This is a genomic window from uncultured Abyssibacter sp., from assembly GCF_964000955.1.
GTDB lineage: Bacteria > Pseudomonadota > Gammaproteobacteria > Nevskiales > OUC007 > Abyssibacter.
Map to the genome: position 1 here is coordinate 1 of NZ_CAXFCL010000068.1, position 12,803 is coordinate 12,803.

The following is a 12,803-nucleotide window of genomic DNA, read 5'->3' on the forward strand; positions in this document are numbered from 1 at the left end:
CACCGACATTCTGCTGGTGGCCGGCGGCGCGCTGGCGGCCGTGCCGCTGATCCTCACGCTGCTGCGCCGGCGGGTGCAGCACCTGTACGTCAGCTCTTGGTACCTGATCGCGGCGCTGGTGTGGTTCCCGATGCTGTTCATCACCGCGAACATCCCGAACCTGTTCGGCGGCGTCGAGCAGGCGATGCTGAACTGGTGGTTCGCGCACAACGTGCTGGGCCTGTGGATGACGCCGCTGGGCCTGGCCGCGGCCTATTACTTCATCCCCAAGATCGTCGGCGCGCCGATCTACTCCTACGGCCTGTCGCTGATCGGATTCTGGGCGCTGGCGCTGTTCTACTCGCAGGTCGGCCTGCACCACCTGATCGGCGGCCCGGTACCGACCTGGGCGGTGACCATCTCCATCGTCCACAGCGTGATGATGTCCATCCCGGTCATCGCCGTGGCGGTCAACCACCACATGACTGTGGCGAAGCACTGGCGGCTGCTGCTGCACTCCCCGACCCTGCGCTTCGTCGTGCTGGGCGCGATGATGTACACCTTCGCGTCGTTCCAGGGCTCGATGGAATCGCTGCGCGAGGTCAACACCGTCACGCACTTCACCCACTACACCGTGGCCCATGCCCACATGGGCGTGTATGGGTTCTTCTCGTTCGTCATGTTCGGGTCGATCTACTTCATCCTGCCGCGGTTGACCGGCTGGGAGTGGCCCTATTCCTGGGCGATCGCGGCGCATTTCTGGCTGGTATTCGGCGGCTTCGCGGTCTACTTCTGGCCGCTGACCATCGGCGGCTGGTTGCAGGGGCTGGCGATGCTGGACCCGGGCCGGCCGTTCATGGACTCCGTGCTCATCACCCAGCCCTATCTGGTCGCCCGCTCGGTGGGCGGCGGCCTGATGACGCTGGGGCACATCCTGTTCGCGACGCACTTCCTGATGGCGCTACGCCGTGAGGGACCGAAGCGCGAGGGTGCCGTTCAGCTCCCGGCCGGCGGCTGGACCGGAGGTGCACGATGACCCGCGCCCTCGGCATCATCGCCGCCGCCGCGATCATCCTGCTGTTCGCCACGCTGATGATCGTGATCATGCCGGCCGTGCAGTTGCAGACGCCGTCTCATCCGTCGCCCGGGCTCAAGCCCTATTCCGAGCAGGCACAGCGTGGCCGGGCGACCTATGTCAGCCTTGGCTGCGTGTACTGCCACAGCCAGCAGCCGCGCGACCCGGGCCAGGCGCCGGACGGCATCCGCGGCTGGGGCAGGCCCGCCGTGCCGGGCGACTACGCCTACGACTACCCGCACTTGCTGGGCACCATGCGCACCGGGCCGGACCTGCTGAACATTGGCGCCCGCCAGCCCAGCGTGGACTGGCACCTGACGCATTTGTACAACCCGCGCGCCGTCGTCGAGCACAGCACCATGCCGTCCTATCCGTTTCTGTTCGAGGTGACGGACGTAGTCACCGCCGACGACGTCGTGGTCAAGCTGCCGGATGCCTTCGCGCCGCCTCACGGCACCGTGATCGCGCGGCCCGAGGCGCTGGACCTCGTGGAGTACCTGAAGGAGCTGGACCGCAACTATCCGGTGGATGTGATCCCCACCGTGGAGAAGACCGACGCGGAGGCGCAGCCATGACGGAACCGACCAACCAGCGCGAACGCGAAACCCACGAGCCGGAGGAACTGCATAACCCGGTGCCGTGGCCGGTGGCGATCGTGTCGCTGGCACTGATCGCCTGGGGCGCGTCGTACTACTTCCAGAACACCGGCTACCCGGCCGCGGCGGGCGACCGCCGGTCCACCATCGTCGTCGATCCCAACGCGCAGGTAGACGGCGCCGCGGTCTACGCGGGCAACTGCGCTTCCTGTCACCAGCCCACCGGCGCCGGCCTGGGCGGCGTGTTCCCACCCCTCGCCGGCTCCGAATGGGTGGTCAGCGACAACCACGACATCCCGGCGCAGATCCTGCTCCACGGCATCAGCGGCGCCATCGACGTCGCCGGCACGACCTACAACGGCATCATGCCCAGCTTCGCCCAACTGAGCGATGCCGAAATCGCGGCAGTGCTGACGCATATCCGCTCAAGCTGGGGCAACGGCGCGGCCGCGATCAGCGCGGACCAGGTCGCCACCGCCCGCAAGCAGCACGCGGACCGGACAACGCCGTGGAAAGGCGGCGAGGAACTCCTCGATAGCCTGGGTGAACCGTAATTCACCCGACCCGCATTCTCGCCGCCAGAAACAAGAAAGCCCCGCAAGAAGCGGGGCTAACTTGTTGTTTTATTTGGCTGTCCGTCAAGGATTCTAATTTTGACCATATTGTGCAGCGAATACTACGTTCCGCTAACCAGTCCTAGGACATGCGCCCATGTTGCCGCGCCGCCCCAAAAAAGCCCAGCGTACGCTGAGCTCTTGTTACATGATTTGCCAAGGCTTACGACGCGACTTTGTCGACTTGGCTATGCGGGGCATCCGCTTTACGCTCCTCGCGCTCGACGGCTTCCAGTTCTGCGGCGATCTTCTTGATCTCTCCCGTAGCGAAACGCTTGAGAACCTGCCTCATCAAGGGCTGATAGCCAATGCCTTTATTGTGTGACGCTATGTACTTGAACGCATCGATAAGTGAGCGCTCGAGTCGGATTGAGATAGGCACGAGCTGTAGAGCAGAGTCAACCTCATCAGCCCCGCTTTCGTCGTCAGAGGCCAATTCGGCGTGCTCAAGTGATCTGCCAAGCTCGCCGCTTTCCCAAGGTTCCTCAGGGTAGCTCTGCGCTTTGGCTTTGGTGGTCATGGTTTCTCCGAGTTGTAGATTTGGGCGCGATGCGTCAGAAGCAAACCGCTGCAACGCGCTTGTAGATAGCAATTTCGACTTCGTTGGCCGCGTACGCTGTCTTGATGTGAAATACTCCAGTATCGGCACGTATATACACAATCTTTAGCAAGCGGCCCATGTCGGTCTCGGCTACGAACCAGAGGGTCGGTGGATCGGTTCGGTTTTTCTCTCGAGTGTCTTTCAGAGACCCGCCGAGTCGGTTAGCAAAGCACTGTACGATCTCATCTCTCGAGACATTGTGTTTGTCGCGAAGTTTCCTGAGCACGCGTTCGCTAATTTCCAAACCCACGTCCCAAGTACTCATCGGCGTGAAGCAGGATTGTATATACAAACACTCCGTTAGTACAAATTCACTTGTGCCAGTCTCACTAGGCTTCGCTCCATTCTTCAGCCACAGGGTCCAAATTCAAGCCAGAATGTTGTTACGTCCGTCGGAGAAATGCACCCGGGCAGCACCCACGTAGAATCAACACGACCAGAAAAAGAAAAGGCGCCAGCCGAATCCGGCAAGCGCCTGCTTTTAAAGCATTTATATGGTGGGCCGTCAGGGATTCGAACCCCGGACCGAGTGATTAAGAGTCACCTGCTCTACCAACTGAGCTAACGGCCCCGAACCTTCTTCATGTGCCCGGCCTGTGGCGCGAGCCTGCGACCGATGGACGATCGCCAAAAACTGGGGTGGACGATGGGACTTGAACCCACGACCACCGGGATCACAACCCGGGGCTCTACCAACTGAGCTACGCCCACCATCGACCGCCGAATCGGCGGGGCGCGAAGTATAGTGAGATTGCTTCAGGGTGACAATGCGGGCGGGTCGGTATCGAACAGGTTCGCGTCGACCAGCGCGGTACGGTTGCGGATGCTGCCCCCTTCGATCCAGGTTTTCAGCGCCAGCTCGGCAGTCTTGCCGGTGCGCGTCTTGGGAATCGCCGGGATCGCGAAGATGTCCCTGGGCACGTGACGCGGCGAGGCCTCGCTACGCAGGCGCGTGCGGATCAGCTTCGCGAGTTCGTCATCCAGCTCGACATCATCCGCCGTGACGACGAACAGCACGATGCGCACCTCGCCGTCGACCTGGGCACCGATGGCCGCGGCGTCGGCGATCTCCGGCATCCGCTCCAGCACGCGATAAAGCTCCGCGGTACCGATACGCACGCCGCCCGGATTGAGCGTGGCGTCCGAGCGGCCGTGAATGATGAAGCCGCCATGTTCGGTCTTCTCGGCGAAATCGCCGTGATGCCAGATACCCGGAAAGTGTTCGAAGTAGGCGCCGCGATACCGCGAGCCGTCGCTATCGTTCCAGAACGCGACCGGCATGGACGGAAACGGCGCGCGACAAACCAGCTCGCCCTTCTCGCCCGGCGGCAGCGACTCGGCGTTCTCGTCGGCGACATCCACCGCCATGCCCAGCCCGGCGCACTGGATCTCGCCCATGTACACCGGCGCCGTCGGATTGCCGAGGACGAAGCAGGACACGATGTCGGTGCCGCCGGAAATGGACGCGAGCTGCACGTCCGCCTTGATCGACGTGTAGACGTAGGCGAAGCCCTCCGGTGACAGCGGCGAGCCGGTGGAGCAGATGCTCTTGAGCGCGCCCAGATCATGCGAACTGGCCGGCGACAGGCCCGCCTGGCGCACGGCATTGATCCAGCCCGCCGAAACGCCGAGCAGCGTCACCCGATGACGCTGGGCGATGTCGACCAGCACCTCGGGCCCCGGGTAGGCCGGGTTGCCCTCGTAGAGCACCACCGTGGCGTCACTGGCGAGCGCGGAGACCAGCCAGTTCCACATCATCCAGCCGCAGGTGGTGAAGTACAGCACCCGGTCGCCGGGAGCGACGTCGGCGTGAAGCTGGTGTTCCTTCAGATGCTGCAGCAGGGTGCCCCCGGCACCGTGCACGATGCACTTGGGCTGCCCGGTGGTTCCGCTGGAAAACAGAATGTAGAGCGGATGATCGAAGCGCAGCGGCAGGTATTCGCAGCCATCCGATGTCACGTCCGCCCAGGGAATCCAGCTCTGCGCCGGCGGCTCACCGAGATAGCTGACCATGACCACGCGCTTGACCGTGGTCAGCGCGGCGTGGACAGCTTCCAGCTTGTCGCGCACATCGAAAGTCTTGCCACCGTAGCGGTAGCCGTCGACGCCGATGAGAATCGTCGGCTGGATTTGCTCGAACCGGTCGAGAATGCCCTGCATGCCGAAATCCGGTGAGCAGGACGACCAGATGCCACCAACCTTGGCGGTGGCCAGCGCGGCAATGACGGTCTCCGGCAGGTTGGGCATGACCGCGGCGACCCGATCGCCCGGCTTCACACCCTGATCCAGCAACCAGCCGGCCACGGCGTCCACGCGGCGGCGCAGCTCCGCCCGGGTGATCAGACGGTCCTCCACGCCCTCCCCGGTCGCGATGATCGCGACATCGCTGTCACGCCCGCGCTCGATCAGGTTCTCGGCGAAATTCAGCCAGCCGTCAGGAAAGAACCGGGTGCCCGGCATGGCGTCGTCGGGGCTGGTCACATCCCGCGGCCCGCGATCACCAAGCACGCCACCAAACTCCCAGATGCTGCGCCAGAAGGCCGCACGCTCGGTGACCGACCAGTGATGCAGATCGGCGTAGCTGGCGAAGGGGCCGATGCCGCGCTCGGCCAGCGATTCGGCGTATCGGGTCAGTCCACTGGCGGCGATCCGCTCGGCGGACGGGGTCCAGAGTGGTTCAGTCATTCTGCATCCGGTTGGCAGTCGGGATGGGCACGTTGAAACGCCGGCATCGCGCGGCAATGGTTGGTCACGCGCACCAGTTCCGGCAAGGCGTCGAGATCAACGCCGAAGCGCTCGGCGTTGTACATCTGCGGCACCAGGCAGACCTCCGCCAGCCCTGGTGTGTCACCAAAGCAGCAAGCGTGGCGGGGATGCTCGGCAACAACGGACTCCAGCGCCCGCAACCCCTTGTAGATCCAGTGCGCGGACCATTGCACGCGGACCGGGTCCGGGTGACCCAGCGTCTCGGTCAGGTAGCGCAGCACGCTGAGGTTCTGCAGCGGCTGGATGTCGGCCGCGATGGTCTGGGCGAACGCCAGCACCGTGGCCCGTTTGCCGGGGTCGTCCGGCGTCAGCGCGGGTTCCGGGAACACCCGGTCCAGGTAATCGATGATCGCCATCGACTGCGTGATGCGGTGCGGGCCATGCACCAGCATCGGAACATATCCCTGCGGATTGAGCCGCCGATAGTCGTCCCGGTGCTGTTCGCCGCCGTCGCGGACCAGATGCACCGGAACGATGCCGTAGTCCAGCCCCTTGAGCTCCAGCGCGATGCGGACGCGGTAGCTGGAGGACGAGCGCCAGTAGCTGTAAAGCTGCATCAGCGTCGTTCGATTTCAGCCACGGTCTGCTCGATGGCGCCGAAGATGCTGTCGCCGTCGTCGTCCAGCATCTCGATGCGCACGGTGTCGCCGTCCTCCAGGAACGGCGTGCGGAATTCGCCCGTCTCGATCTTGTCCAGCATGCGCCGCTCGGCGATGCAGCTGTACCCTCGTCCGCCGTCACTCCCCGGCTTGCCGGGGCCGCCGTCGTCCCCACGGTTGGAAATCGTCCCGCTGCCGATGATGGTGCCGGCTGTGAGATTCCGCGTGCGCGCGGCATGAGCGACAAGCTGCGGGAAGTCGAAGGTCATGTCCTCCCCCGTCTCCGGCCGGCCGAAGGCTTCGCCATTGAGGTCGGTCGACATCACGCCGTAAAGCTTGCGCCCGTCCCAGGCGCCGCCCAGTTCATCCGGCGTGACCGCCACCGGCGAGAACGCGCTGGACGGCTTGCTCTGGAAGAAGCCGAAACCCTTCGCCAGTTCGCCGGGGATCAGGTTTCTGAGCGACACGTCGTTGACCAGCATGATCAGCCGGATGCGCTCGGCGGCCAGTTCGGTGGACGCGCCCATGGGCACGTCATCGGTGACCACGGCGATCTCGGCCTCGAAGTCCGCGCCCCAGCCCCGGTCGAAGATCTCGATGGCGTCGCGCGGGCCAAGAAAGCTGTCCGAGCCACCCTGGTACATCAGCGGATCACTCCAGAAACTCTCCGGCAGCTCGGCCCCACGGGCACGTCGCACCAGCTCCACGTGGTTCACGTAGGCGCTGCCGTCGGCCCACTGGTAGGCCCGGGGCAGCGGCGACTCGCAGGCCGCGGGGTCGAACGGAAAGGCGTCGTCCATGCGGCCCGTGGCCAGGGCGTCGGCCGCCATCTGCAACTGCGGCTCCGCCTCCTCCCAGTCGTCCAGCGCGGCTTGCAGCGTCGTGTAGGGCGCCAGCACGGCCTCGCGCAGACTGCCGCTGACCACCAGCAGGCGTCCGTCGCGGGTGCCGTCACGCAGGGTCGCAAGTTTCATTCGGTGTCCTTGTCAGAATCATGGGTCGGATGGTGCATCAGCGACACGCCAGCTGTCGGCATAGGCGGTCAGTTCAACGCCGTCCAGTGCCGGACCGGCGGCCAGCGGATCGCGCGTATCCAGCATCACCGCCACCTCCTCGGTGAAGGTCTTGGCATGGGCGCGGCCGGCAGCCAGTGCCTTGGGGTGCGGGCCATGAGTGAAGCCGCTGGGATGCCAGGTGATCGTGCCGGGTTCGATATTGTCACGCGAGAAGAAATCACCCGCGTGATAGAAGATCACTTCGTCGAAATCGTCGTTGTTGTGGAAGAACGGCACCTTGAGCGCGCCGGGATCGGATTCGATCGGTCGCGGCACGAAGGTGCAGATGACGAAGCGGTTGGCCACGAAGGTCGTATGCGCCGATGGCGGCAGATGGTAGCGATGACTCATCAGCGGCCGGATGTGCCGCCAGTTGATCCGCGACACCGCGAGATCGCCATGCCAGCCGATCGCGTCCAGCGGGCTGTAGTCGTAGTACACCCGCGACACCCGACCGAGGCGCTTGATCTCGACGGTCCAGGGGTCGTCGGTCTGCTGCGCCTTGAACGCATCATCGATGGCGGGCACGTCCAGCATCGCCGGGTCGAAGATCGCCTGAGGTCCGACCAGGCCTTTCTCGGGCAACCGGTAGCTGTCGTTGGTCGCCTCGATCATCAGCAGCGTCATCGGCTCGGCCGGCTCCAGACGCCACATGGTGCCGCGCGGGATGACCACGTAGTCGCCCTGCTCCAGCTCCAGATGGCCGTAGTCACAGAACAGCGACCCGCCACCGGCGTGGACGAACAGCAGATCGTCACCGTCGGCGTTGCGCGCCAGTGCCGGCATCGCCTGGTCCAGCGTCCACAGCCGGTACTGCACCGCCGCGTTGGCCAGCAGCACCGGCGCATCCCAGGGGCTCGGGCCTGCGCCGATCAACGCGGTCAGATCGTAGGCTCGTGGCCGTAGCTCGCCTTCCCAGCGTGTCCAGCTCGTCGGCGGACGCTTGTGATGGAAATGCGCGGTCGGCCCGAAGAAGCCGGAGCGCCCGGCCTCGCGCTCGTAAGGCGCTTCGTCAGGCAGGTCCGCATGCGCCTGGCGGGAGATCGTGCCCTCGCGATGCGGGTACTGAATCCAGCGGCGGGACATGCGCTCAGCCCGCGTCGGCCTGGATCACGCCTCGGCGCAACTGATCCTCCTCGATTGATTCGAACAGCGCCTTGAAGTTGCCTTCGCCGAAGCCTTCGTTGCCCTTGCGCTGGATGATCTCGAAGAAGATCGGGCCGATGACCGTCTGCGTGAAGATCTGCAACAAGATGCCATCGCCCTCCACCGGCGCGCCGTCGATCAGGATGCGCAGGCGCTTGAGCCGGTCGATGTCCTCACCGTGACCCGCTACACGATCATCGACCTTCTCGTAGTAGGTATCCGGCGTGTCCATGAACTCGGTGCCGGCCGCCTTCAGCGCCTCGACGGTGGCGTAGATGTCCTCGGTGGCCAGCGCGATGTGCTGGATACCCTCACCGTTGTACTCGCGCAGGAATTCCTCGATCTGCGACTTGTCGTCCGAGGATTCATTGATCGGGATGCGAATCTTGCCGCAGGGCGAGGTCATCGCCCGCGAGAACAGCCCGGTCATCTTTCCCTCGATGTCGAAGTAGCGGATTTCCCTGAAGTTGCCGATCCGCTCGTAGTAACCGGACCAGACGTCCATGTTGCCGCGATTGACGTTGTGGGTCAGATGGTCGATCAGCTTGAGCCCGACACCAGTCGGATGCTGGTCCTCGACGTCCGGCAGCGGCTGGAAATCGACGTCGTAAATCGAGTGGCTGCCGTAACGATCGACAAAGTAGAGAATCGAATCGCCAATACCGTAGACCGCCGGAATCTTCAGTTCCATGAACCCGGTCGGCGAGTCGAACGGCACCGCGCCCTGCGACACCGCGTAGTCGAACGCGGCGCGGGCATCCCTGACGCGAAAGGCCATGGCGCAGGCGCAGGGACCGTGGGCGCGGGCGAAGGCCGCGAAGTGCGTATACGGCGTCGCGTTGACCAGAAAGTTGATGTCCCCCTGGCGGTAAAGCGTCACGTCCTTGCTGCGATGCTTCGCCACCGCCTGGAAGCCCAGCGAGCGGAACAGCGCATGGAGCTGCTCGATCCCTTCCGGCGTCGGCGCGGTGTATTCGACGAATTCGAAACCGTCGGTGCCCAGCGGGTTGATGCCACCCTGCTGCGGCGGATTGCTCATCTGCTGCTGTGCCATTGCATTCATTTGTCGTCTCTCCGGCCCGCGACGTTTCTGAACGCCGCGTCATGTTGTTGAAGCCTCAGGCCGTCGCGGCCCTTGGTGGATAGAGCGGATCGAACAGCCCGAGTCGCCGTGCGTCACGAATACGCGTCATCAGGTCCATGCGTGTCAGTTCGGACAGGCAGGTGAGCGAATCGATGACGTAGTAAAGCGGCTGCATGATGTCGATGCGATACGGCGTGCGCAGCGCATCCATCACCTCGAACGGCCGACGCAGCGGCACATCCGACAGGGCATGGTCCGTCTCTCCGATGGACGACAGGATACCGCCTCCGTAGATGCGACAGCCCTGGGGCGAGTCGATCAGCCCGAACTCGACGGTGAACCAGTACAGCCGGGCGAGAAACACCCGTTCCTCCTTGCTCGCCGCCAGACCCAGGCGTCCGTAGGTCTCGGTGAAATCGGCGAAATGCGGATTGGTCAGCAGCGGGGTGTGGCCGAACAGCTCGTGAAAGATGTCCGGTTCCTTGAGGTAGTCCAGCTCCGAACGCCTGCGAATGAACGTGGCCGCCGGAAACTGGCGATTCGCCAGCAACTGGAAGAATTCGCTGAACGGAATCAGCGCCGGCACGCGGGCCACCGACCACCCGGTCGCGGCACGCAACACCCGGGACACATCGTCCAGCTGGGGAATCCGGTCCGTCGGAAAAGCCAGGCGTTGCAAGCCGTCCATGAAGGCCTGACAGGCCTTGCCCTCGATCGCCGCCATCTGGCGCTCGATCAGGATGGACCAGGTTTCATTCTCTTCCTCGGTGTAGTGCACCACACCGTGAGCGTCGGGCTGGCGAGCGGTGTAGTCCGTACTCTTGCCCATGGTTGTCTCCACCGGAACGGCACCGATCCCCGGGGCCCCTCCGCGTCATTGTTGATGGCTCGCATTATACGAGGTCGGGATTTGCGCTGCCTTTACCGCATCCCGTCCTACAATCCGACCCTGTACGCCAACATGAGAAACGTCCATGAATCGCAGACTTCGGCATGCCGGGCTCGGCCTTCTCGCGCTGTCGCTGGTCGTCACCGCGGCGGCGCGCGCGGAAACCGCCACGTCCATTCGCAGCGTCACCGCCGCCGACATGCAGTGGACGAAGCTGCGGCCCGGCCTCGACCGCATCCTGCTGCTCGGCGACCCGGCCACGTCCGGCCCCTTCGTCTATCGCATCCGGGCACCCGCGGGACTGGACGCCGGCTTCCACACCCATTCGGCGGATCTGAATTCGACCATTCTGTCCGGCGCGGTGATCTTTGAATACGACGGCGAGCAGCACCGGCTGGATGCCGGGTCGTTCGTCTCGGTGCCCGCCAACAAACCGCATCGCGAACTCGTGGTCGAAGCGACCGAAATGGAGGTGCGTGGCGTCGGCCCGGTGACCACGACACCCATCGAATAGTCCGCGAACACGAACGCGCCGACCCGAAGGCCGGCGCGTCGTGATCATGCACTGTGGCGGATCAGAACGCCGCGAGACCCTCGGTGGTCGCGCCGGGCAGGCCGCCCACCGTGCCGCCGTCGACCGCGGTCAGCCCGCCGTCGCCGCCGATCCGGAAGCCGTTGATCTCACCGGTACCGGCCGCGAGGACGTAGAGGTAGTCCCCGCCGATCGCCATCTCCAGCAGGATGCTGGTCGGCGCGAGTTGCGCGGTCTTGCCGTCCTCGGGGTCCAGCGAGGTCAGCGCACCGTCACCGTCGAGCAGGAAGCCGGTCACCGAACCGGAGTTGGTGTTGGTGGTGTACACGAACTGGTTGTTGGCCGTGATCTCGATCCAGCATGCGGCCGTTTCCAGCGTCGACACCGCCGTGGTCACCGGGCTGAGCATCCCGTCGGTCCCGACGGCGTAGGAGCTGACCGAGGACACCTCCGGCGTCGGCATGCCGGTGCCCGGATCGACGTTGGCATCGGAGACGATCAGGAAGCCATTGAGATCGAACTCCGCGCCGAACGGGGTCGGCACCGCAGTCTGCTGCGCGATCGGCGCACCGGCCACGCCGTTGCCGTCGAGCAGATAGATGTCGATCAGGTTGGTCGCCTTCTCGGTCACCGCGATAAAGCGGCCATCCGGGCTGATGTCGATCGTGGCCGGCAGCACCGCGTCATCGGGCAGCGGCGTGTCGGTGCCGCTGAGCGGTTGCGTGGAACCCGCGATGGGCGTCAGCAGCCCGTCCTCGCCGATACGAAAACCGGAAATGTTGCCCGGGCCGCCGGCGTTCAGCACGTAGAGCAGATCGTTGTTCACCGCGATGCTGATCGGGAAATCGCCTCCCGAGGCGACCTTGCCCACCAGGCTGGCGGTGCCGTTGTCGAGCACGCGCATCGTGGAGATCTCGTCGCTGCCGGCATTGACCACGAACAGGAAGGCATTGTCCTCGCTCAGCACGATCGGATCCTGAGCACCCAGTGGCGCGGCCGGCGCCACCTGGCTGGGACCACTGCCCAGACCACCGGTGGAGAACATCCCCATCAGTGTCAGCGCGCCTTCGTCGGATCGCTGGTAGCCCAGGATCTGGTTGTTCTCAGCCGCATTGGTCATCGCGAACACCGCCCCGCTCTGCCCGTTCGGGTCGGTGGTGTCATCACAGGCGGCCAGTGTGGCTGCCGCGCCCAGCAGGGCCACGGAAATCAAACGTCCTTGCAACATCGTCAGGGTTCCTCCCTTGAGAAAAGAGAGCGCTTGAGCGCTCACCGAGTCGTGCGCCACCAGGTGGCGACAAAGCCCAATACGGGATGCAACCGCAAAAACGGACACGACCGATGGAAGGCGATCCTGGAGACTGCCGGCCCGGGCAACTGTGAAGTCGGTCCTCCCCGGCAGGCTCAACTGTGACTCAGACGACAGCCTCGTAACGGTTTTTCAGCCACTCCACCGCGTCGTTCATGATTTCCCCGCCCCGGGACAACACGGCGTAGAAGTTCCACGACCCGTGAATCGCTCCATCGATCCGCCGCGCCTGGACCGGAACACCCGCATCACGCAACGCTGCGGCGTAAGCCTCACCTTCGTCACGCAGGGGATCGAACTCGCAGGTCACCACCCAGGCCGGCGGCAGGCCGGACAGATCATCGGCCCGCAGCGGCGCGAGATCGGGGTTGGTCACGTCCGGTGCATCGCCGGCGTAGTGGCCGAAGAAATAGGCCATGTCGGCCTGCGTCAGCAGATAGCCCTCGGCATTGTCGATGATGGACTGGGTCATCTCGCCGGCCTGGGTCGCCGGGTAGATCAGCAACTGCCCGATGAGGTCCGGACCGCCCTGCCGACGTGCGCGCTGCGTGACCACGG

General features: G+C 64.6%; 13 protein-coding genes and 2 tRNA genes. 4 read left to right on the forward strand and 11 right to left on the reverse strand.

The features are described from left to right. From ABNS06_RS03255 to ABNS06_RS03265, 3 genes are all read left to right on the forward strand, one after another. Positions 1–1,015: cbb3-type cytochrome c oxidase subunit I (locus ABNS06_RS03255; protein ID WP_348672534.1), on the forward strand; the 1,015-nt coding region annotated here is incomplete at its 5' end. Then, the gene (locus ABNS06_RS03260) at positions 1,012–1,629 is read left to right on the forward strand and encodes a cbb3-type cytochrome c oxidase subunit II (RefSeq protein WP_348672535.1); all 618 of its coding nucleotides are present in this window, start codon (positions 1,012–1,014) and stop codon (positions 1,627–1,629) included. The genes ABNS06_RS03255 and ABNS06_RS03260, both read left to right, overlap by 4 nt. Beyond that, complete coding sequence (locus ABNS06_RS03265) at positions 1,626–2,204, forward strand: cytochrome c (RefSeq protein ID WP_348672536.1); 579 nt, start codon at positions 1,626–1,628, stop codon at positions 2,202–2,204. Before ABNS06_RS03260 ends, ABNS06_RS03265 begins: the two co-directional genes overlap by 4 nt. A gap of 223 nt (positions 2,205–2,427) precedes the next feature. Here the strand turns inward: ABNS06_RS03265 and ABNS06_RS03270 are convergent, their stop codons facing one another. The 9 genes from ABNS06_RS03270 to phhA form a co-directional block, all read right to left on the reverse strand. Next, complete coding sequence (locus ABNS06_RS03270; RefSeq protein ID WP_348672537.1) at positions 2,428–2,784, reverse strand: hypothetical protein; 357 nt, start codon at positions 2,782–2,784, stop codon at positions 2,428–2,430. Between the two features lie 576 nt (positions 2,785–3,360). Further along, positions 3,361–3,436 (reverse strand) — tRNA-Lys (locus ABNS06_RS03275). A gap of 64 nt (positions 3,437–3,500) precedes the next feature. Continuing rightward, positions 3,501–3,576 (reverse strand) — tRNA-His (locus tag ABNS06_RS03280). A gap of 45 nt (positions 3,577–3,621) precedes the next feature. Continuing rightward, positions 3,622–5,550: an acetoacetate--CoA ligase gene (locus tag ABNS06_RS03285; RefSeq protein ID WP_348672538.1), complete on the reverse strand. Its 1,929-nt coding sequence runs from the start codon at positions 5,548–5,550 to the stop codon at positions 3,622–3,624. Further along, positions 5,547–6,188 carry a maleylacetoacetate isomerase gene (maiA, locus tag ABNS06_RS03290; RefSeq protein ID WP_348672539.1) on the reverse strand — a complete coding sequence of 214 codons (642 nt, stop codon included), beginning with the start codon at positions 6,186–6,188 and terminating at the stop codon, positions 5,547–5,549. The genes ABNS06_RS03285 and maiA overlap by 4 nt, the downstream gene beginning before the upstream one ends. Further along, a complete protein-coding gene (locus ABNS06_RS03295; protein ID WP_348672540.1) occupies positions 6,188–7,204 on the reverse strand; it encodes a fumarylacetoacetate hydrolase family protein in 1,017 nt (338 codons plus the stop codon). The genes maiA and ABNS06_RS03295 overlap by 1 nt, the downstream gene beginning before the upstream one ends. 18 nt (positions 7,205–7,222) lie before the next feature. Continuing rightward, a complete protein-coding gene (locus tag ABNS06_RS03300) occupies positions 7,223–8,371 on the reverse strand; it encodes a homogentisate 1,2-dioxygenase (protein ID WP_348672541.1) in 1,149 nt (382 codons plus the stop codon). 4 nt (positions 8,372–8,375) lie between these two features. Further along, a complete protein-coding gene (gene hppD / locus ABNS06_RS03305; RefSeq protein WP_348672542.1) occupies positions 8,376–9,494 on the reverse strand; it encodes a 4-hydroxyphenylpyruvate dioxygenase in 1,119 nt (372 codons plus the stop codon). A 55-nt stretch (positions 9,495–9,549) separates the two neighbouring features. Next, positions 9,550–10,344, reverse strand: coding sequence for a phenylalanine 4-monooxygenase (gene phhA, locus ABNS06_RS03310; RefSeq protein WP_348672543.1), 795 nt, complete (start codon positions 10,342–10,344; stop codon positions 9,550–9,552). Between the two features lie 145 nt (positions 10,345–10,489). On the opposite strand from phhA, the gene ABNS06_RS03315 reads away from it, so the two are divergent. Beyond that, a complete protein-coding gene (locus ABNS06_RS03315; protein WP_348672544.1) occupies positions 10,490–10,918 on the forward strand; it encodes a cupin domain-containing protein in 429 nt (142 codons plus the stop codon). A gap of 61 nt (positions 10,919–10,979) precedes the next feature. Here the strand turns inward: ABNS06_RS03315 and ABNS06_RS03320 are convergent, their stop codons facing one another. Then, on the reverse strand, positions 10,980–12,164 hold the full coding sequence (locus ABNS06_RS03320; RefSeq protein WP_348672546.1) for a beta-propeller fold lactonase family protein: 1,185 nt from the start codon (positions 12,162–12,164) through the stop codon (positions 10,980–10,982). Between the two features lie 187 nt (positions 12,165–12,351). Next, on the reverse strand, positions 12,352–12,803 hold a 452-nt coding region (locus ABNS06_RS03325; RefSeq protein ID WP_348672547.1), incomplete at its 5' end, for an alpha/beta hydrolase fold domain-containing protein.

Bases quoted from the DNA above. Each gene is read 5' to 3' on its own strand.
- ABNS06_RS03260 (WP_348672535.1), top strand. From the start codon at position 1,012: ATGACCCGCGCCCTCGGCATCATCGCCGCCGCCGCGATCATCCTGCTG.
- ABNS06_RS03265 (WP_348672536.1), top strand. From the start codon at position 1,626: ATGACGGAACCGACCAACCAGCGCGAACGCGAAACCCACGAGCCGGAG.
- ABNS06_RS03270 (WP_348672537.1), bottom strand. From the start codon at position 2,784: ATGACCACCAAAGCCAAAGCGCAGAGCTACCCTGAGGAACCTTGGGAA.
- ABNS06_RS03285 (WP_348672538.1), bottom strand. From the start codon at position 5,550: ATGACTGAACCACTCTGGACCCCGTCCGCCGAGCGGATCGCCGCCAGT.
- maiA (WP_348672539.1), bottom strand. From the start codon at position 6,188: ATGCAGCTTTACAGCTACTGGCGCTCGTCCTCCAGCTACCGCGTCCGC.
- ABNS06_RS03295 (WP_348672540.1), bottom strand. From the start codon at position 7,204: ATGAAACTTGCGACCCTGCGTGACGGCACCCGCGACGGACGCCTGCTG.
- ABNS06_RS03300 (WP_348672541.1), bottom strand. From the start codon at position 8,371: ATGTCCCGCCGCTGGATTCAGTACCCGCATCGCGAGGGCACGATCTCC.
- hppD (WP_348672542.1), bottom strand. From the start codon at position 9,494: ATGAATGCAATGGCACAGCAGCAGATGAGCAATCCGCCGCAGCAGGGT.
- phhA (WP_348672543.1), bottom strand. From the start codon at position 10,344: ATGGGCAAGAGTACGGACTACACCGCTCGCCAGCCCGACGCTCACGGT.
- ABNS06_RS03315 (WP_348672544.1), top strand. From the start codon at position 10,490: ATGAATCGCAGACTTCGGCATGCCGGGCTCGGCCTTCTCGCGCTGTCG.
- ABNS06_RS03320 (WP_348672546.1), bottom strand. From the start codon at position 12,164: ATGTTGCAAGGACGTTTGATTTCCGTGGCCCTGCTGGGCGCGGCAGCC.